Below are 19287 nucleotides of genomic sequence, written 5' to 3' on the forward strand. Positions count from 1 at the left end.
ATTGGCATAAATGCAGAAAATCCGGTGGTCAGGCCGCCTGCAGCGTCTCGTTCGGATAGCCGGCCTGCGCAATGGCCTGCTTGATGGCGGCTTCATCGGCGCCGCTCTCGACCATGGCCGTGCCGGCCTCCAGGTCGATGTCGACCTTGGCGGCCGGATCGACGCTTTTCACCGCCTTCTCGACAGTGGCAACGCAGTGCTTGCAGGACATTTCCTCGACTTTCAGTTTCAGCATGGGAGCTTCCTTTCCAGGTGAGAGGTTTGGAGTGGATTCCGGCGTCGCCGGGATTTTTGCCGGCTCGGGTTGCGCGGCAGGCCTTTCCTCAGGCGTAAACGACGGCGACGCCTCGCGAACGGCTTCGTTACGGCCCGCCGACGACGGCCGAAAACGCTTGAGCCGCAGCGCATTGGACACCACGAAGACGCTCGAGAGCGCCATCGCGCCAGCCGCGAGAACCGGCGACAGGAGAATGCCGAAGCCGGGATAGAGCGCACCCGCCGCCACCGGGATCAGCACCACGTTGTAGGCAAAGGCCCAGAACAGGTTCTGCTTGATGTTGCGCAGCGTCGCCTTGGACAGCGCGAGCGCATCGGCGACGCCGGTGAGATCGCCCGACATCAGCACCACGTCGGCGCTTTCGATGGCGACGTCCGTGCCTGTGCCGATGGCGAGCCCGATGTCGGCTTCGGCCAGCGCCGGCGCGTCGTTGATGCCGTCGCCGACGAAGGCGACCGTGCGCCCGCCCTGGCGCAGCGACTTCACCGCCTCGATCTTGCCTTCCGGCAGGACCTCGGCCACCACCTCGTCGATGCCGAGCTTTTGGGCGACGGCTTGCGCCGTGCGGCGGTTGTCGCCGGTGATCATGGCGACGCGCAGCCCCTGTCCGTGCAGCGCGGCGATCGCCGCCGGCGTCGTCTCCTTGATCGGATCGGAGACCGCGAGCAGCGCCGCGGCCCGCCCGTCGAGCGCGGCATAAAGCGGCGACTTGCCCTCTTCTGCCAGCCGCCCGGCCGGGTCGGCGAACCGGGCCGCATCGATGCCAAGCTTGACCATCAGCCGATCGGCGCCAATCGCCACGGCGCGGTCGCCAACCGTTGCCGTGACACCGAACCCAGGCACCGCCTCGAACTCGTCGACCGCCGCCGGCGCAGACGCGCCCTCCGCCTCGGCTGCGGCCACGAGCGCGGTCGCGATCGGATGCTCCGACTTCGCCTCCACCGCCGCGATCACCGCCAGCACTTCGGCGCGTTCGAACCCGTCTGCCAGGACGAAATCGGTCAGTTCCGGCCGGCCCTTGGTCAGCGTGCCGGTCTTGTCGAGCGCGACCACGCTCGTCTCGTTCAAGGATTGCAGCGCCTCGCCCTTGCGGAAGAGCACGCCGAACTCGGCCGCCCGGCCGGTGCCGACCATGATCGAGGTGGGCGTGGCGAGACCCATGGCGCAGGGGCAGGCGATGATCAGCACCGCCACCGCATTGACCAGCGCCAGGCCCAGCGCGGGCGACGGGCCGAACACCATCCAGACCACAAAAGTGAGCGCCGCCGCCGTCATCACCGCCGGCACGAACCACTGCGTCACCCGGTCGACCAGCGCCTGGATCGGCAGCTTGCCGCCCTGCGCCGCCTCGACCATCTTGACGATCTGCGCCAGCACGGTGTCGCTGCCGACCTTTTCGGCGCGGTAGGTGAAGCTGCCGGTCTTGTTGATCGTGCCGCCGACCACCGTGTCGCCCTCACCCTTGACGACGGGCACCGGCTCGCCGGTGATCATCGACTCGTCGACATAGGACGAGCCGGCGGCGAGCGTGCCGTCCACCGGCACCTTCTCGCCGGGGCGGACCTCGATTACGTCGCCGACAGCGACCTGTTCCAGCGGCACTTCGGCAAAACGTCCGTCGCGCTCGACGCGCGCCGTCTTCGGCTGAAGGCCGATCAGATGTTTGATCGCCTCGCTGGCCCGCCCCTTGGCGCGCGCCTCGAGCAAACGGCCGAACAGGATCAGCGTGACGATCATCGCCGCGGCTTCGAAATAGACGTGCACCGTGCCTTGCGGCAGCGCCGAGGGCCAGAAGGTGGCCACGACCGAAAAGGCCCAGGCGGCGCTGGCGCCGACGACGGTGAGCGAGTTCATGTCCGGCGCGCCATGCAGAAGCGCCGGCACGCCCTTCCTGAAGAAGCGCAGGCCGGGACCGAACAGGACGACGCTGGTCAGCACGAACTCGACGAGCCGGCTGCCGAAGACACCGAGACTGCCCTCGACGACCGCTCTGGCCCCGGGGATGAAATGGGAGCCCATTTCCATCAGGAAGACGGGGAGCGTCAGGAGGGCGGCCAGCAGAAGGTCACGCTTCAGCGCGCTGAATTCCTTCGCCTTGGCCTCGGCGCGCTTGTCGGCAGCGCCCGCACCGCCGTCCAGACGATGCGGTTCGTAGCCGGCCTGGCGCACCGCCGCTTCGACGGCGGCAAGATCGACGGAGGTCCCCGCGATCGACGCGCGCTCGGTGGCGAGATTGACCGAAACGGTCTGCACCCCGGGCACCGTGGCGATCGCCTGCTCGACGCGCCTGACGCAGGAAGCGCAGGTCATGCCCTCGACACCGAGATCGATCGTCTCGCGCGGCACCTCGTAGCCGGCCTGCTCGATGGCGCCGACCACCGCCGCATCGTCGGGTGCGGCCTCGAAGGTGACGTCGGCACGCTCGGTCGCGAGATTGACGTTGGCGGACCGAACGCCCGGCACCGAAGCGATCGCCCGTTCCACCCGCCGCACGCAGGAGGCGCAGGTCATGCCCTCGACCGTATAGTGGCGCGACGCTCCAGGCTGGACGAAGCGCTCGGCTGGAAGACTCTCGTTCATCGCATCGTCTCCATAAGCAGACGATAGCTAGATGGAGCTTCCAGTCACTGGAAGGTCAAGGAGGATATCCCGCCCGAGACATTTCGTCCGGGCAAGGCAGCCTTGCGCCGTCACGCCGACTGGGCGCGCCAGGGTCCGACGCCGCGCTCCGACATCCACAGGATGCCGCGTTGCAGCGCGATGAAACCGAAGAGCAGCAGGCCGATGACGATCTTGGTCCACCAACTCGACAGCGTGCCGTCGAAGACGATGTAGGTCTGGATCAGCCCCTGGATGAAGATGCCGATCAGCGTGCCGGCGACGAACCCGGCCCCGCCGGTGAGCAGCGTTCCGCCGATGACCACGGCGGCGATGGCGTCGAGCTCGACGCCGACGGCGGCCAGCGAGTAGCCGGCCGAGGTGTAGAGCGAGAAGACGATGCCCGACAGCCCGGCCAGGAAGCCGGAGACGGCGTAGATGCCGATGGTCGTGCGCGCCACCGGCACGCCCATCAGTTCCGCCGATTGCAGACTGCCGCCCAGCGCGTAGACGTTGGTGCCGAAGCGCGTGCGCTGCGCCACCAGCGTGCCGACGACGAAGACGACGAGCATGGTGACGCCGATCAGCGTCAGCCGACCACCGCCCGGCATCTTGTAATAGATGTGCTGGAGCGTGTCGTAGAAGGGATGGGTGATCGGCACCGAGTCGATCGACAGGAGGAAGGCCACGCCGCGGGCGAGGAACATGCCGGCCAGGGTGACGATGAAGGCTGGCATCTGAAGATAGTGGATGATTGCCCCCATGCAGGCGCCGAAGGCCGTGGTGATCATCAGCGCCAGCGCGAAGGCGACCAGCGGGTGGATGCTGAAATTCTTCAGAACCACGGCCAGGAAGACGCCGGTGAAGGCGATCACCGAGCCGACCGACAGGTCGATGCCGCCCGACAGGATGACGAAGGTCATGCCGACCGCCGTGATGCCGAGGAACGCATTGTCGGTCAAAAGATTGCCGGCAACGCGGGTCGACCACATCGACGGGAACTGCGCCACGCAGATCAGATAGGCGAGGACGAAAACGACGATGGTCGTCAGCAGCGGCAGATATCGCGATCCCTTCATCGCACCGGTGTCTCCTGCTTGATCGGCGTATGCCGGCGCTCGCGGCGCAGATAGGCCCAGACCATCTGGCTGGCCGGCGACTGGACGATCAGGATCACCAGAATGATCGCCGCCTTGATGATCAGGTTGAACTCGGGCGGGAAGCCGGCCACCAGGATGCCGGTGTTCACGGCCTGCATGATCATCGCGCCGATGAGCGACCCAACGATGGAAAATCGGCCGCCGAGCAACGACGTGCCGCCGATGACGACGGCAAGGATGGCGTCGAGTTCGAGCCACAGGCCGGCATTGTTGGCGTCGGCGCCTCTGATGTCGGCGGCGGCGATCACGCCGGCGGCGGCGGCGCAGAGCCCCGAGGTGGCGTAGACCGCCAGGAGCAGCGAGCGCGAATTGACGCCGGCGAGCGTCGAGGCGCGACGGTTGATGCCGATCGCCTCGATCAAAAGCCCGAGCGCCGTGCGCCGGACGATCGCGACGATCAGGACGGCCATGAGGATCCAGATGACGAACGGCATCGGCAGCCCCAGGACCGACCCGCTGCCGACGAAGATCAGCCCCGGATGGGTAAAGGTCAGGATGACGCCCTCGGTGATCAGTTGCGCGATGCCGCGCCCGGCCACCATCAGGATCAGGGTCGCGATGATCGGCTGAATGTCGAGCAGAGCGACCAGCGCACCGTTCCACAAGCCGCACAGGATGCCGACGCCGAGCGTGCCGGCGAGCGTGGCAGGCAGCGAATAGCCCTGGGTGATCAGCGACGCGGCGACCGCGCCGGTGATCGCCATTGCCGCTCCCACCGACAGGTCGATGCCTTTGGTGGCGATCACCAGCGTCATGCCGATGGCGAGCAGCGCCACCGGCGCGCCGCGGTTGATGACGTCGATCAGGCTGCCGTAGAGCCGCCCGTTCTGGATTTCGACATGGAAGAAGCCCGGCGAGATCAGCGCGTTGAGAAGCAGGATGACGGCGAGCGCCGCCAGTTGCGGGGCGAGCCGCCTCAATGTCCGGGATACGCCGCTCATGCCACTGCCTCCGGGGTGCCACGCGAGGCGATCGCCCGCATGATGCCGGCCGTCGAGACCTCCTCGCCGGTGAGTTCGGCGACGTGCCGCCGGTCACGCAGGACGATGACGCGCGACGAGTAGCCGACCAGTTCGTCGAGTTCCGAGGAAATCACCAGGAGCGACATGCCCTGGCGGCAGAGCTCGCGGATCAGCCGGATGATCTCGGCATGCGCCCCCACATCGATGCCGCGCGTCGGCTCGTCGAGAATGAGGAAGCGCGGATTGGTCGCCAGCCAGCGGGCCAGGAGCACCTTCTGCTGGTTGCCGCCCGAGAGGAACTTCAGCGGCATGTCCTTGCCCGCGGTGCGGATGTCCAGCGCCGCGATATAGTGGTCGGCAATCTCGTCCTGCTCGCGCCGCGACAAGGGCCGCGCCCAGCCGCGCCGTGCCTGCAAGGCGAGCGCGATGTTCTCGCGCACCGACAGATCGCCAGCGATGCCGTCGGTCTTGCGATCCTCCGGGCAGAAGCCGAAGCCGGCGCGCACCGCCTTTTGCGGCGAGGCCAGGGTGACGAGCTTGCCCTCCACCTCCAGCGTGCCGCCATCGGCCGCCTCGATGCCGAACAGAAGCTGCGCCGTCTCGGTGCGGCCGGAGCCGAGCAGCCCGGCGACGCCGACCACCTCGCCGCGCCGAACGTCGAGATCGAAGGGCGCGATCACACCGCGTTTGCCGAGTTGCCGCACCCGCACAATGGGCTCGCCGGCGGGCGGCGGCGTGGCCGCCTGCGCGCTGTCTTCCGCCTCCTCCAGCCGGTGGCCGAGCATCATGGAGACGAGGTCGAGACGGTCGAGCCCGTCCACCGACCGCGAGGCGATCAGCCGGCCGTTGCGCAGCACGGTCACCGCGTCGGCGATCTGGTAGACCTGATCGAGGAAGTGGCTGATGAAGATGATGCCCAGGCCCTGGGCGCGCAGCTGTCGCACCACGTCGAACAGCATCTCCACCTCGGCCGCGTCGAGACTGGCCGTCGGCTCGTCGAGGATCAGCACCTTGCCGGAGATATCGACGGCGCGGGCGATCGCGATGATCTGCTGGATCGCCACCGAAAAGCTCGAAAGCTGCGCGCGGGGATCGATGCCCAGCGCATAACGGTCGAGGATCGCGCGGGCGCGGCGGTTCATCTCGCGCACATGGGTGAGACCGAAGCGCATGGGCTGGCGGCCGATGAAGAGGTTTTCGGCCACCGAGAGGTTCGGCAGCAGGTTCACCTCCTGATAGACCGTGCCGATGCCGAGCGCCTGGGCGTCGAGGACGTCGCGCGGGGCGATCGCCGCGCCGTCGAGGAGCACTTCGCCGCTGTCGCGGCGATAGGCACCGGTGATGACCTTGATGAGCGTCGACTTGCCGGCGCCGTTCTCGCCAAGCAATGCGTGGACCTCGCCGGCCTGGAGCGAAAAGTCCACGTTGTCGAGCGCGGTGACGCCGAAGAAACTCTTGCTGACTCCTCTGACGCGGAGCAGCGGTTTGTCATTCACCATCGATCCGATCCCCATGAGCGGCGCGGACGCCGGTCGCCTCGCCGCTCGACCTTTGGATTCCGGCACGAGCGGCAGGCCTGGGGCCTTATCCGGCAGCGTCCGGAAGGGCGTGCCGCCCGCCGAAGCGGACGACACAGGACGGATGGGGCTCAGTAGCCGAGGTTCTTCTTTTCCTCGTAGACGGCCTTCGGGTCGTCGGCCTGGGTGTAGAGCTTCGATTCGGTCTGGATGAACTTCGGCGGCACGGTGCCGCTGTCGAAATAGGCGGCCAGCGCATCGAAGGCCGGGCCGGCCATGTTCGGCGTCAGTTCGACCGTCGCGTTGGCCTCGCCCTCGGACATCGCCAGGAAGATGTCCGGAACGGCGTCGATCGAAACCACCAGGATATCCTCGCCCGGCTTCAGGCCGGCTTCCTTGATCGCCTGGATCGCGCCGACGGCCATGTCGTCGTTGTGGGCATAGAGCGCGCAGATGTTGCTGCCGCCGTTTTCCGCTTTCAGGAAGCTCTCCATGACTTCCTTGCCCTTGGTACGGGTGAAGTCGCCGGTCTGGCTGCGGACGATCTTGATGTTGTCGTGGCCCTCGATCGCTTCCGCGAAGCCTTCCTTGCGCAGGATCGCGGGCGACGAGCCCGTGGTGCCCTGCAGCTCGACCACGTTGCAATCCTTGTCGCCGACCTCGCCCACCAGCCACTCGCCGGCGACGACGCCCTCGTGATGCAGGTCCGAGCCCACCGCCGTCAAATAGAGATCGTCGGAGGAATCGACCTGACGGTCGAGCAGGACGACCGGGATATCGGCGTCCTTGGCCTCTTCGAGCACCGAGTCCCAACCGGTGGCGACGACGGGCGCGAGCAGGATCGCGTCGACGCCCTGGGCGATGAAGCCACGGATCGCCTTGATCTGGTTTTCCTGCTTCTGCTGCGCATCGGCGAACTTCAGGTCGATGCCGCGCTCCTTAGCCTGCTGCTGCGTCAGAGTAGTCTCGGCGGCGCGCCAGCCCGATTCCGAACCGATCTGTGAGAATCCGACGGTCATGTCGGCCGCGCTTGCGGACGACCAAGCCAAACTCGCCGCGACTGCCGTCCCGGCCAGCAAAATCAACGATCGCATGGTATCTCTCCCATTTGTATTGACCGGTCTCCCCACCGGTGCCGCTACGCTAGCGCGCACCGATTGGTCGCGCTAGGGTGGAAACCGCTCAATAGATGGACGATCCTGCTGCGACGCGTGAGCGACCGGCCCCCAGATTTTCTGGAAACTTGCCGATTCTGCCCGACAGCACAGCCAATACTTTCCCGCCAAGGACAAGTTCTTTTGCACTGCAGCAAAAGCAATCGTATCGCGGGGGTGATCCGGCCGTGACGGCAGCCGCGATCGCCTCAACCCTTGCGTGATATCTCCGCCGCACCGCAGCGAAGAAGGGCCTGAGCCTCGATGATCTGGCCGAACGCAAGCCCGCCGTCGTTGGCCGGCACGAGACGCGGAAGATGGGCGACGATGCCCTGCTCCGCGCAAAGCGCGAGCACGCGCTCGGCCAGGCGGCGGTTCTGGAACACGCCGCCCCCGAGGCCAACAGCATCGAAGCTCAGCGTCTCGGCCAGAGCGAGGACCTGACGCAGCAAAGCGCGCGCCAAGCTCTCGTGAAAGATGCCGGCCCGCGCCGCCGGCGCGAGACGCTCGTCGACCAGGATCTCCAGCAGCGGCTCCCAGTCGACACACGACACGCCGTCTCCGCTCTCGATCAGCGGCAACGGCACCGCGTCGCATCGGTCCTGAGCGATGCTTTCCAACAGCATCGGCCCCTGGCCTTCGAAGCTTGCCGTCTCGATCCCCAGGATCAGAGCGGCGGCGGCATCGAAAAGCCGGCCGACGGAGGAGGTCCGCATTAGCCGCACGCCCTTCTGCCAGGCCTCGGCGGCCAGCGGCCCCGCCTCGTGGCGCGGCAGCCAGGAGCGGCCGGTCTCCCACATCAGGGCGGCGGCCGTGCGCCAGGGCTCGCGTCCCACCCGGTCGCCGCCGATCAGGCGGAACGGCCGGATGCTGCCGACCCGATGCCAGTCGCCCGGCGCGCCCAGCAAGGCCTCGCCGCCCCACAATTCGTTGTCCGGCCCCAGCCCGACGCCGTCCCAGGCAAAGACCAGCCAGCGGCCGATCTCGGGATGTTCGCCCGCCAGAGCCGAGGCATGGGCGACATGATGCTGCACTCGGGTGACGGGCCGGCCGTCGGCAACCGCCCATCGTGTCGAGGCGTAGTCCGGGTGGCCGTCGCACACGACGCGGCGGGCCAGGACGCCATAAAGATCCTGGAGATCGGCGATCACCTGCTCGAAGACGGCACGGCTGCGCGGACTGTCGAGCTCACCGATATGCGGCGAGACGATCGCCCGGCTGTTCCACGCGAGCGCGATCGCGCCCTTCATATGTCCGCCCACCGCCAGCAGCGGCTCGCCCAGCGGCGCGTCCAGGTCCAGTTCCAGGGGCGCCAGGCCGCGTCCGACGCGGATCGGCCGTGCCCGCCCGCCGATCACCCGCACCACGGAATCATCGGCCGGACGCAGGATTGGCCGGTCGTGCTCCAGAAAAGCGTCGGCCACCCAGGCGAGACGGTGCCGGGCCTCCTCGTTGTCGGTGATCACCGGTTCGCCGCTGATGTTGCCCGAAGTCGCCACCACCGGCGCGCCGAAATCGGACAGCAGCAGATGGTGGAGAGGGCTATAGGGCAGAAAGACGCCGAGCTCCGACAGGCCGGGGGCGAGCGCCTGCGCCAGAGCGCTGTCGGCACGCTTGGTTGCCAGCACGATCGGACGCACCGGATCGGCCAGCGCCGAGGCTTCCGCCGCATCGAGGGTGACAGCAATCCGCGCGGCATCGAGGCCGTCTGTGCCGGTCTGCGGCACCATGATCGCCAGCGGCTTGTCCGGGCGCCGCTTGCGCTCCCGCAGGGCGGCGACAGCCTTTTCGTTCGCCGCGTCGCAGACCAGATGATAGCCGCCGATCCCCTTGACGGCGACGATGCCGCCAGCTTGGAGGCAGGCGACCGTCGCGGCCAAAGCCGCTTCGCCGTGGGCTTCGCGAACGCCTTCGCGAAAAAAGCTCAGTCGCGGACCGCAGACGGGGCAGGCGAGCGGCTGGGCGTGAAAGCGCCGGTCCATCGGATCGCCGTACTCCGCGCCGCAGTCCGGACACAGCGGAAAGCCTGCCATCGCAGTCGATGGCCGGTCATAGGGCAGCGCCCGAATGATCGTATAGCGAGGGCCGCACTGGGTGCAGTTGGTAAAGGGATAGCGATGCCGGCGCTCGCCCGGATCACGCAGTTCGGCGACGCAGTCGTCGCAGCAGAAGAGATCGGGCGGCAGATGAATGTCCGGCTCGCTCGCGACCGCGCTGGCCAGAATGCGAAAGTCGGCAAAATCGCTGGCCGCGACGACTTGCGAGGATTCGAGCCGCGGTCGCGCCAGGGGCGGCGCCTCGTCGGTGAGCGCCAGCTCGAAGCGCTGCAGATCCGCCGACGCACCGGCGATCTCGATGATCACCCGCCCGGCGTCGTTGCGCACCCAGCCGACGAGCCCGCAACTCTTGGCGAGACGATAGACGAAGGGCCGAAAGCCGACGCCCTGCACCCGCCCGCCGACCACGATGCGGCGAGCTGCCCGGTGCGGGCCGCCATCAGCGTTGGACGTCGGGTACCCCACAATAAAGCCCGTACAGCGTCGAGAGAACCGCGCTGACCTCCCGGCCGTTGAGCGAATAGAAGATCATTTGCGCCGAACGGCGCGTCTGCACAAGCTCATGACGGCGAAGAACCATCAGATGCTGGGACAGAGCCGACTGGCTGAGCCCGATGATCCGCTCCAGTTCACCGACGGATTTTTCCCCGTGGACCAGCTGGCACAGGATCAAGAGGCGCCACTTGCTGCCGATCGAGCGTAGCAATGCGGCCGCCCGTTCTGCATTTTCCTCGAGCGCAGCTGTGTTCATTTCCACGGGAAAATCCAGCATGGACCACCACTGACCAAACGAGCATCGCCACCGCCCCCAACCTCCGGCTGCGACAAACTCGACCGACTAACTCAACTCTGTTGTTCTACATCCCATCTTTTGGGCCGTAGGATCAAGAGCCATTCCAGTTCCAAGGTCCAAACCACGCGCTTCAAACCCGTGGTCTTCCGCCGTTCGATCGACCGTCGGGCCTTTGCTGCACACGATTGCAGCTCGCCATCGTCATGCTTGCCCACTCTTCAGAAGAACCCGGCGATAGACTCGGACGGCTCAAGTCTATCCCGGACCGACCATGGCCGTTGACGCTACGGAGACACTGTCGCCGGCCCGTTGGGCGGCACGTCGCGCTTTGTGCTAAATGGCCGCCGATGACCGGCCCTCGCCGCGAGCCGGCTCGACATCGGGAGCACCCCATAGCCATGGCCGACACGGTCCTCGATACCAGAGGCTTGAACTGTCCGCTGCCCGTGCTGAAGACCCGGAAGGCCCTCCGGACGATGGCGGCTGGCGAAATTCTGGAGGTGCTCGCCAGCGACCCGCTGTCGGTGATCGACCTGCCCGCCTTCTGCCGGGAGAGTGGCAACGATCTCCTCGATCAGACGCAGGATGGCAGCGTCTACCGCTTCGTGATCAGACGCGCCGGCTGAGCAAATGCCGGCGTTAACCATTCGTTAACCAACCGAGCGGAAACTGAGCTGTGCAGCAAGCGTGGATACGGACAGGTCGACGAAGATCGATCGCCACTAGGACAGCGGGGGCGCGGCGCGAGGGGTGAAATATCGCCGCGCCCTTGCCGCTACCTGGAAGACCGGAATGCCGGCGCCGCATTTCATCGAGGCCAAAGTGGCGGCACCTGCCGAACAGGACGGTCAGCCTTTGCGCGTCGTGAAGGCCCGGGCTTCGACCAGCAGCCGAACGACGTCGTCGTCCGAGGTCTGTGTGAAGTCGGCATAATGGATGCCGACCGCCTGGAACGGATTCGGCGTTTCCAGACAGATCACCTCGTCGGCTTCTTCTTGAAGAATTTGCAGGCTTTCGCGCGGAGCCAGCGGGATGGCAAGAACGAGGCGGCTCACGCCCGCTTTGCGCAACGCCTTCAGCGCCACCCGCGCGGTGCCGCCCGTAGCGATGCCGTCATCGACGAGGATGACGGCGCGCCCGCGGACGGAAACGGGTGCGCGCTCGCCCAGATAGAAGCTGCGCCGCCGTTCGATTTCGGCAAGCTGTCGCTGCATCTCCGCCGCGACGTAGCCGTCGGGCGGCTGGACGAAGCGGATCGCCTCGTCGTTGAGAACGAGTTGCGGATCGTCGCCGTCGATCACCGCGCCGATGCCGAGTTCGGGCGCTCCCGGAGCGCCGAGCTTGCGCGCCAGAAGGAGGTCGAGCGGCGCCCGCAGCACCCGCGCAACCTCGAAAGCGACCGGGACGCCGCCTCGCGGCAGCGCCAGCACCACGGGATCGAAATCCTTGAACCGGGCCAGCGCGGCCGCTAGCTGGCGACCGGCGTCGTAGCGGTCCGTGAAATATTCGTCGAAGTGCAGCATGGAGGTTCTCCCGCTGCCCACGATGCGGTCAGCCGTTTCGCTCAGCTCCCGCTGGCAGGAGTTGCGCCGCCGTGGGCGCGCGACCACTCGTCGGGACCATGCAGAAAGTCCTCCACCGCCGAGAGGGTTGCATCGTCGAAATAGCCCTTGCCGCGCGCCACCTTCAGCACATCCCACCAGCTTGCCAGCCAGTGCAGTTCGAGGCCGAGATCGGCCAGCGTCTGCCGCGAGCGCGGGAAGATGTCATAGTAGAAGACGACGAAGGCGTGGTCGACCTGCATGCCCGCCTTGCGCATGGCCTCGCAGAACTTGGCCTTGCTGCCGGCGTCGCTGGCCAGGTCCTCGACCAGCAGAGTGCGCGCCCCGTCCTTGAAGGCGCCTTCGATCTGGGCGCCGCGGCCGAAGCCCTTGGGCTGCTTGCGCACATACTGCATCGGCAGCGACAGCCGATCGGCGAGCCAGGCGGCGAAGGGAATGCCGGCGGTCTCGCCACCGGCGACGGCGTCGAGCGATTCGAAGCCGATCTCGCGCAGCACGACGGAGGCGGCGAAATCCATCAGGGTGGTGCGCAGGCGCGGATAGGAGATCAGCTTGCGGCAGTCGATATAGACCGGGCTCACCATGCCCGACGTCAGGCGGAAGGGCTCGTCGGCGCGGAAGTGAACGGCCTCGACTTCGATCAGCATCGACGCCGTCAGTTCGGCGATGAGAGTTTTGTCCGGAAAGCTCGTCACATCTGGCCTCGCGCTTGAAGGGATGACCCGCAGGACGGGCCGCGACGCTTGCCACGACCCGCCCGGGTCCGGCGCGCATCTAGCCTCGCCATACTCTCTCCATCAAGGTCCGAACCGCGACGAGTCGCGATGCTGTCGGCGGGGCTCGCCTTGCCATGCCTTCCTCCCTGACCAGTTTCGCAGGCATGACCGTGCCGGAGCGACCTGACGGTTGCCGGCGCAGACTGTCGATCGGATTGAAGGATATTGCCATGCGTTTGGGAATCATCGGTCTCGGCCGGATGGGTGGGAACATCGCGCGCCGCTTGATGCGCGGCGGTCACGAATGCGTGGCCTATGACCGCTCCGAACAGGCGGTCGCCAAGCTCGGGGCGGAAGGCGCCGTTCCCGCCTCGTCGCTGGGCGACATGTGCGGGAAGCTGACCGGGCCGCGCATCTTCTGGCTGATGCTGCCCGCCGGAGCGCCGACCGAGCAGACGGTGGCCGACCTGGCAGGTCTCGCGGGCGAAGGCGACGTCATCATCGACGCCGGCAACACCTACTACAAGGACGACATTCGCCGGGCGAAGATGCTCGCCGAGAAAGGCATCCGCTATATCGACGTCGGCACGTCGGGCGGCGTCTGGGGCCTGGAGCGCGGCTTCTGCATGATGATCGGCGGCCCGAAGGAGGAAGTCGACCTGCTCGATCCGATCTTCGACACGCTGGCTCCCGGCTATGGCGAGATCGAGCGAACCGAGGGCCGCGATACCCCCGACGACCGCGCCGAGCGCGGCTATATCCATACCGGCCCGGCCGGCTCAGGCCATTTCGTCAAGATGGTCCACAACGGCATCGAGTACGGCATGATGCAGGCCTATGCCGAAGGGTTCGATCTGCTCGCCCAAAAGGCCTCCGAACGCCTGCCGGAAGACGAGCGGTACGAACTCTTCCTGCCCGACATCGCGGAGGTGTGGCGGCGCGGCAGCGTCATTTCCTCCTGGCTTCTCGACCTCACCGCCCAGGCGCTTGCCCACGACGAGAAGCTGTCGAAGTTCTCCGGCCATGTCAGCGATTCCGGCGAGGGCCAATGGACCATCGAGGCGGCCATGGAGGAGGCCGTGCCGGCCCATGTGCTGACCGCCGCGCTCTATGCCCGCTATCGCTCGCGCGTCGACCATACGTTCGGCGAGAAGCTGCTGTCGGCCATGCGCTTCGGCTTCGGCGGTCACGTCGAGATCCCGCAGTAAGCCCGGCTGCCCCCGCGCTCCAGGCCCGGGCGAAACAGGCTCGGGTGTAGCCGTGGCGGCCTGCGAAACGATTCCTTTACCGTAAGGGCCGAGCGACCGAGGGGTTGAAAACCCGTCATCTTGTCGCCCCTATCGGGTTCTCGTATGCCGATGGCGCATCCCGAGCCACGGAGCCCATCCGCCTTTGCGCAAGTCGATCTCGAACATCCGCAAGCCGGAGATTGTGCAGGCGACGCTCAAGGCCGTCGCGCGCAACGGACTTCCCTTTCCGGCCTACGATGCGATTGCCCAGGAAGCCGACATGTCGCGGCAGCTCATCCGACACTATTTTCCGGATCCGGAAGAGCTGATGCTGGCCACCTGCGACGCTCTGGCGGCGGCCTATCGGGATCTGATGCTGCAGGGGATCATCGCCTCGGCCAAGACGGAGCGGCTGGACGTCTTTCTCGACTTCTACTTCAACTTCCTGTCCGACAAAGGGCTGACCAAGCCGCTCGACGACACGGTCTACGACGCCATGATGGCGCTCGCGACCCGCTCGCCGCGAATCCGCAAGAACCTCTACGAGCAGTATACGCTGCTGCAGCATACGATTGCGCACGAGGTGCAGATCAGCCACCCGGCGCTCAGCCAGAAGGCCTGCCGGGAAGTCGGCTTCCTGTTCGTCAGCCTGATGTACGGCCATTGGAAAATGGTCGCGAGCCTGGGTTTTTCGGACGACAACAATCGCGTCACGAGACAGGCGCTGGATCGCCTCATCCAATCCTACATCGCCCATTACGTCGACCCCGATCTCGGCGACGAAACGTAGGTGCGACGGCAGCGAGGCGTGCTCTCCCCAGCGCACGACCACGCTCGGAAAGTCAGTCTGACATTCCTGCTAATTATAAGCAGCAGTTAGTTTTTTTGTCGCTCGGTGCGGTTTGCGATCCAGATTCGCACCAGCCATCGGAGGCATAGTGCGCCCCATCGCAATCCGATCGACGTCCGAGCGAACGTGGGCCACCCATGACCGACGAAAACGCCTGCCCGATTCCTCTCGAACTCCTCGCGCTGATGATGCGGGCCGACCAGAACAAGGTGTCCGACATCGTCCAGGCGATGCCGATGGCGCAACGCGCCGCCTTGGCCGCCTTCTGCATCGCGCGATGCCATCTGCGTCCCTTGGCCTTCCAGGTCGCCCGACACTGCGACGCTCGCTCGTTGCGGCTGATGGCCGGCAACGCCGGGGAAGTGCTGCTCGACCAGGCTCGCAATCACACCTTCGACCAGGACCCCGCCGAAGCCCGCAAACCCAAGATCACGCTGGCGAAATGCGTCGCGTAGAGCACGCCACGCGCAAGTGGACGCCGACGGCGCGTGAGGGCAAGAGAGGCAGCAAGTCCGCCAAGCGGTCGAATGAAGCCGTCCAGGCACCGTCCGTGCCGGCCGGGCTCGCCGGCACGCTTTAGCCTTACCGAAGCAGACCAGTGAGGCCCGGGCGCGTTACCTGCGCCACGGGAAGCGATACAACCGCACCAACTCCATCGACGCCGGAACTATTGGCCCGTCGCAGGCCGTACGGCACCGTCTCCCTCCGCTTTGGACTCGTAGTGGTCCGCGCTTGGCGCCGCCACTCGGCGGCGGCTTTGAGGATGGTCGCCGGCTTTACCGTTCGCCGCGCAAACTTCGTCGGCAGCCGCTTCCATCGCCTGTGTTGCAACCCTTAGATGATGTTCGGCCTCCGGGATGTTCAATTGCCGGGTCAGGTTCAGCATGTCTCGCAATTGCCGGCCCAACGCCCGCAACGTCACGAGATTCCAACGGTTTTGAGGCATCCTTTCGCTCCACCGGCTGACTGCGAAGGGGCAACGGTATCCTGTCTCCGCAGGCAGGGCCTGCGAGATGGGATGGACGACCGCCTCGCCCCGATTGAGCCGGATTTTTCAGGTCATGCCTATTTCGACACCCGCAGGCGCGTCCGTGTCAACGCCGACGCAATAGGCATTTCTACGCAATAATGACCCGCACGCTTATTGTTCCCAAGTCTTATGGTTTGTGTTGCAAGTCTCGCCTCGTCTGATCAGCATGGCGTTCATCGCTTGACTGACCGGTCTTCCGTGAATTCCCCCACACGCCTCAACAAAAGCCGCTTGACGCGACATCAAAGCGCAGAAAAACTCGTGCGCGTATTCTTGGGAGGAACACGAATGAAGCAGACCCTTGGCCTCGCGGCCGCCTTTGCCGTATTTTCGGTATTGGCGTCGCCCGCCGTCGGACAGGAATTTTCGCCCGGCAACACCGAATGCATCGCACCGGCGGCACCCGGCGGCGGCTGGGACTTCACCTGTCGCCAGGTCGGCAAGACCATGCAGGATCTGGATGTCATCCCCGGCACCATGCAGGTTTCGAACCTTGTGGGCGGCGGCGGCGGCGTGGCCTATGCCGAGGTCGTCAACAAGCGCAGCGACGACAACAATCTCGTCGTGGCAGCCTCCTCCGCGACGGCCACGCGGCTGGCCCAGGGCGCCTTCCCCGGCAACACCGCGGATCAAGTGCGCTGGCTCGGAGCGGTCGGTGCCGACTACGGCATCATCGCGGTTGCCGCCAGCTCCGACATGACGACGCTGCCCGAGTTGTTCGACCGCATCAAGACCGATCCGACCTCGATCTCTGTCGCCGGCGGCTCGGCGGTGGGTGGATGGGATCATTTGAAGGTCCTGATCGCGGCCAACAAGGCCGGCATCGAAGACGTTCGCCAGATCAAGTACGTCGCGTTCGACGGTGGTGGCGAAGCGGTGACGCAGCTTCTGGCCGGATCCGTCCAGGCGTTCACCGGGGATGCGTCGGAGGCCAAGGGCTTCGTCGATTCCGGCGACATCAAGGTGCTCGCCGTCCTGGCGCCGGAACGCCTCGAAGGCGACTTCGCCGAATTCCCGACCGCCAAGGAGCAGGGTATCGACGCCATCGGCGCCAACTGGCGCGGCTTCTACGGTCCCGGCGACATGTCGGACGCGGCCTACGAATTCTGGTCGAATGCGATCGGCAAGGTCTACGCGTCGGATGAATGGAAGCAGGTGATGGCGCAGAACGGTCTCGCTCCGCTCGACCTGCAGGGCGAGGAATTCCAGGCTTTCGTCCAGGAGTCGATCGCCAACATCGAGTCGATCTCGCGCGATATCGGAATCATCCAATAAGGCGTCGGGTGTCCCGCGCCGGCCGACAACCGGCGCGGGACACGTTTCTTGCCCCCATATCGTCCTCGCGCCCCGCGGCGCGACGGCTCGGAGCACGCGTCATGAGTGACCGCATTCTCGGCATCGCCGGCCTGTTGATCGCCGCCTTTTACGCCTTTTCGGCCACTCTCATTCCGTTGAGCTTCATGTCCGACCCGGTCGGACCGAAGGCCTTTCCCTTCATCATCGCCGCGACGCTCGGACTGTCGTCGCTGGTGTTCGTCCTGAAGCCGGACGAAGAGCCTGAATGGCCGACCCTGGGACGGCTGGCCGAGATCGGGTTCGCGGCCGTCGTGCTGGTTCTCTACGCGCTGGCCCTGCCCAAAGCCGGGTTCGTGCTCGCCACCGCGGTCACGGCTGCCTTCCTGTCCTGGCGCATCGGCGCCCATCCGCTGGCGGCTGTCATTGCAGGGGTCTGCATTGCCGTCGGCATCTACGTCTTCTTCCATCTCGTGCTCGGCCTGTCGCTCGCGCGCGGGCCCTGGGGCTTCTAGGGACATGGATACGCTCGTCGCCCTCGCCGGCGGCTTCGCCGTCGCGCTGACCTGGCAGAATCTCTTCCTCGCCTTCGTCGGCTGTTTTCTCGGCACGGTGTTCGGGGCCTTGCCCGGACTGGGCCCGTCCAACGGCGTGGCGATCCTGATCCCGCTCGCCTTCACTCTGGGCCTGCCGGCGACACCGGCCATCATTCTTCTGACCAGCGTCTATTACGGCGCCATGTATGGCGGGCGGATCTCTTCGATCCTGCTCAACATCCCTGGCGACGAGCCGGCGATGATGACGACGCTCGACGGCTATCCGATGGCGAAGAAGGGACAGGCCGGCGAAGCCCTGGCGCTGTCCGGCATCGCCTCCTTCGTCGGCTCGTTCTTCGCCACCTGGGGGCTCGTCTTTCTGGCGCCGCAGCTCGTCGGCCTGGCGCTCCTCTTCGGGCCCGGCGAATATTTCGCCCTCTACGTCCTCGCTTTCGCCACGCTGGGCGGCGTCGCCAGCCGCAACCAGGCCAAGGCCGCCTTTGCCGCCGCGATCGGGCTTGGCATCGCGACGATCGGCGTCGACGGCCAGACCGGGGTGCCGCGCTTCACCTTCGGCGAGGTTCACCTCTACGACGGGATCGACTTTCTGGTCGCCATCGTCGGGCTCTTCGCGGTCTCGGAAGTCTTCGTCTTCCTCGAGCATCGCGGTGACGAACGCAAGACCGGTGCGCCGAGCAGCATCGGCCGCGTGACCGCGCCCTGGTCGATGCTCAAGCGGACGCTCGGCGCGATGGGCCGCTCCACGGTGTTGGGCTTCATCGCCGGCGTGCTGCCGGGTGCCGGCGCGTCGCTGGGCTCGTTCATCTCCTATTCGGTGGAAAAGCGCGTTTCGGACCGCAACGGCACGTTCGGCGAAGGCGACCCGCGCGGGGTCGCCGCGCCCGAAGCCGGCAACAATGCCGCCGCCGGTGGCGCGCTGGTGCCGATGCTGGCGCTGGGCGTCCCCGGCTCGGGCACCACGGCGGTTCTGCTCGCCATGCTGCTCGCCCTCAACGTGACGCCCGGCCCACTGCTGTTCCAGAACAATCCGGATGTGGTGTGGGGCCTGATCGCGGCCCTCTTCATCGGCAATGTCATGCTGCTCGCCATGAACATCCCCCTGGTCAGCCTGTTCGTGCGCGTCCTTCTGGTGCCGCCGAAATATCTGATGCCGACCGTGGCGATGATCTCCTTCGTCGGCATCTACGGGATTTCCGGCTCCAGCTTCGACCTCATGGTCATGGTGCTCTTCGGCGTCGCCGGCTGGGGCCTGCGCAAGCTGGGCGTCCCCCTCGTCCCGATCATTCTCGGCGTGCTGCTCGGCGACCAGATGGAAAAGAATCTGAGACGCGAGCTCACCATTTCGAACGGCGACTGGCTGGCGCTGTTCGATTCGCCGCTCGCCATCGCCCTATGGGCGCTCGCCATCGCCGGCTTCGTCCTGCCCATCGTGGCGGGACGCTATTTTCGCGTCGCGCGGGACACCGGCGACGCATCCGTCGAGGGCGCCGACCCCGACTAGGACCACCTGCCGTCCACTAGGCTGCCGACCT

General features: G+C 66.3%; 16 protein-coding genes. 7 read left to right on the forward strand and 9 right to left on the reverse strand.

Annotated elements, in window-relative coordinates; translation table 11 throughout:
- Positions 1-28 precede the first annotated feature (28 nt).
- The 7 genes from SMD10_RS01910 to SMD10_RS01940 form a co-directional block, all read right to left on the reverse strand.
- Positions 29-2857 (reverse strand): heavy metal translocating P-type ATPase, encoded by a 2829-nt coding sequence (locus tag SMD10_RS01910; protein ID WP_331683948.1) that lies wholly within the window; start codon positions 2855-2857, stop codon positions 29-31.
- A gap of 110 nt (positions 2858-2967) precedes the next feature.
- The gene (gene yjfF, locus SMD10_RS01915; protein WP_331683949.1) at positions 2968-3954 is read right to left on the reverse strand and encodes a galactofuranose ABC transporter, permease protein YjfF; all 987 of its coding nucleotides are present in this window, start codon (positions 3952-3954) and stop codon (positions 2968-2970) included.
- Positions 3951-4976, reverse strand: coding sequence for an ABC transporter permease (locus SMD10_RS01920; RefSeq protein ID WP_331683950.1), 1026 nt, complete (start codon positions 4974-4976; stop codon positions 3951-3953). The genes yjfF and SMD10_RS01920 overlap by 4 nt, the downstream gene beginning before the upstream one ends.
- On the reverse strand, positions 4973-6496 hold the full coding sequence (gene ytfR / locus SMD10_RS01925; RefSeq protein WP_331683951.1) for a galactofuranose ABC transporter, ATP-binding protein YtfR: 1524 nt from the start codon (positions 6494-6496) through the stop codon (positions 4973-4975). Before ytfR ends, SMD10_RS01920 begins: the two co-directional genes overlap by 4 nt.
- Positions 6497-6645: 149 nt before the next feature.
- Positions 6646-7608 carry a galactofuranose ABC transporter, galactofuranose-binding protein YtfQ gene (ytfQ, locus tag SMD10_RS01930; RefSeq protein WP_331683952.1) on the reverse strand — a complete coding sequence of 321 codons (963 nt, stop codon included), beginning with the start codon at positions 7606-7608 and terminating at the stop codon, positions 6646-6648.
- A 269-nt stretch (positions 7609-7877) separates the two neighbouring features.
- Positions 7878-10190, reverse strand: coding sequence for a carbamoyltransferase HypF (hypF, locus tag SMD10_RS01935; RefSeq protein ID WP_331683953.1), 2313 nt, complete (start codon positions 10188-10190; stop codon positions 7878-7880).
- Positions 10165-10497 (reverse strand): ArsR/SmtB family transcription factor, encoded by a 333-nt coding sequence (locus SMD10_RS01940; protein ID WP_331683954.1) that lies wholly within the window; start codon positions 10495-10497, stop codon positions 10165-10167. Before SMD10_RS01940 ends, hypF begins: the two co-directional genes overlap by 26 nt.
- Positions 10498-10916: 419 nt before the next feature.
- Between SMD10_RS01940 and SMD10_RS01945 the strand changes: the two genes are divergently transcribed.
- The gene (locus tag SMD10_RS01945) at positions 10917-11144 is read left to right on the forward strand and encodes a sulfurtransferase TusA family protein (RefSeq protein ID WP_331683955.1); all 228 of its coding nucleotides are present in this window, start codon (positions 10917-10919) and stop codon (positions 11142-11144) included.
- A 222-nt stretch (positions 11145-11366) separates the two neighbouring features.
- Here SMD10_RS01945 and SMD10_RS01950 read toward each other — a convergent pair whose 3' ends face one another.
- Both SMD10_RS01950 and SMD10_RS01955 read right to left on the reverse strand, forming a co-directional pair.
- The gene (locus tag SMD10_RS01950; RefSeq protein ID WP_331683956.1) at positions 11367-12041 is read right to left on the reverse strand and encodes a phosphoribosyltransferase; all 675 of its coding nucleotides are present in this window, start codon (positions 12039-12041) and stop codon (positions 11367-11369) included.
- Between the two features lie 41 nt (positions 12042-12082).
- Entirely contained in the window at positions 12083-12775 is a 693-nt protein-coding gene (locus SMD10_RS01955) for an orotate phosphoribosyltransferase (RefSeq protein WP_331683957.1), read from the reverse strand.
- Between the two features lie 251 nt (positions 12776-13026).
- Here SMD10_RS01955 and gnd point away from each other — a divergent pair, with 251 nt between their 5' ends.
- From gnd to SMD10_RS01985, 6 genes are all read left to right on the forward strand, one after another.
- Positions 13027-14004, forward strand: coding sequence for a phosphogluconate dehydrogenase (NAD(+)-dependent, decarboxylating) (gene gnd, locus SMD10_RS01960; RefSeq protein ID WP_331683958.1), 978 nt, complete (start codon positions 13027-13029; stop codon positions 14002-14004).
- A gap of 184 nt (positions 14005-14188) precedes the next feature.
- The gene (locus SMD10_RS01965) at positions 14189-14815 is read left to right on the forward strand and encodes a TetR/AcrR family transcriptional regulator (RefSeq protein ID WP_331683959.1); all 627 of its coding nucleotides are present in this window, start codon (positions 14189-14191) and stop codon (positions 14813-14815) included.
- Positions 14816-15012: 197 nt separating this feature from the next.
- Positions 15013-15330 (forward strand): hypothetical protein, encoded by a 318-nt coding sequence (locus tag SMD10_RS01970; protein WP_331683960.1) that lies wholly within the window; start codon positions 15013-15015, stop codon positions 15328-15330.
- 863 nt (positions 15331-16193) lie between these two features.
- Complete coding sequence (locus tag SMD10_RS01975) at positions 16194-17180, forward strand: Bug family tripartite tricarboxylate transporter substrate binding protein (protein ID WP_331683961.1); 987 nt, start codon at positions 16194-16196, stop codon at positions 17178-17180.
- Between the two features lie 101 nt (positions 17181-17281).
- Positions 17282-17713, forward strand: coding sequence for a tripartite tricarboxylate transporter TctB family protein (locus tag SMD10_RS01980; protein ID WP_331683962.1), 432 nt, complete (start codon positions 17282-17284; stop codon positions 17711-17713).
- Between the two features lie 4 nt (positions 17714-17717).
- Complete coding sequence (locus SMD10_RS01985; protein WP_331683963.1) at positions 17718-19256, forward strand: tripartite tricarboxylate transporter permease; 1539 nt, start codon at positions 17718-17720, stop codon at positions 19254-19256.
- Positions 19257-19287: the final 31 nt, after the last annotated feature.

It is taken from the genome of Consotaella aegiceratis, assembly GCF_036541425.1.
Lineage (GTDB): Bacteria > Pseudomonadota > Alphaproteobacteria > Rhizobiales > Rhizobiaceae > Consotaella > Consotaella aegiceratis.

Bases quoted from the DNA above. Each gene is read 5' to 3' on its own strand.
- SMD10_RS01910 (WP_331683948.1), bottom strand. From the start codon at position 2,857: ATGAACGAGAGTCTTCCAGCCGAGCGCTTCGTCCAGCCTGGAGCGTCG.
- yjfF (WP_331683949.1), bottom strand. From the start codon at position 3,954: ATGAAGGGATCGCGATATCTGCCGCTGCTGACGACCATCGTCGTTTTC.
- SMD10_RS01920 (WP_331683950.1), bottom strand. From the start codon at position 4,976: ATGAGCGGCGTATCCCGGACATTGAGGCGGCTCGCCCCGCAACTGGCG.
- ytfR (WP_331683951.1), bottom strand. From the start codon at position 6,496: ATGGTGAATGACAAACCGCTGCTCCGCGTCAGAGGAGTCAGCAAGAGT.
- ytfQ (WP_331683952.1), bottom strand. From the start codon at position 7,608: ATGCGATCGTTGATTTTGCTGGCCGGGACGGCAGTCGCGGCGAGTTTG.
- SMD10_RS01940 (WP_331683954.1), bottom strand. From the start codon at position 10,497: ATGCTGGATTTTCCCGTGGAAATGAACACAGCTGCGCTCGAGGAAAAT.
- SMD10_RS01945 (WP_331683955.1), top strand. From the start codon at position 10,917: ATGGCCGACACGGTCCTCGATACCAGAGGCTTGAACTGTCCGCTGCCC.
- SMD10_RS01950 (WP_331683956.1), bottom strand. From the start codon at position 12,041: ATGCTGCACTTCGACGAATATTTCACGGACCGCTACGACGCCGGTCGC.
- gnd (WP_331683958.1), top strand. From the start codon at position 13,027: ATGCGTTTGGGAATCATCGGTCTCGGCCGGATGGGTGGGAACATCGCG.
- SMD10_RS01970 (WP_331683960.1), top strand. From the start codon at position 15,013: ATGACCGACGAAAACGCCTGCCCGATTCCTCTCGAACTCCTCGCGCTG.
- SMD10_RS01975 (WP_331683961.1), top strand. From the start codon at position 16,194: ATGAAGCAGACCCTTGGCCTCGCGGCCGCCTTTGCCGTATTTTCGGTA.
- SMD10_RS01980 (WP_331683962.1), top strand. From the start codon at position 17,282: ATGAGTGACCGCATTCTCGGCATCGCCGGCCTGTTGATCGCCGCCTTT.
- SMD10_RS01985 (WP_331683963.1), top strand. From the start codon at position 17,718: ATGGATACGCTCGTCGCCCTCGCCGGCGGCTTCGCCGTCGCGCTGACC.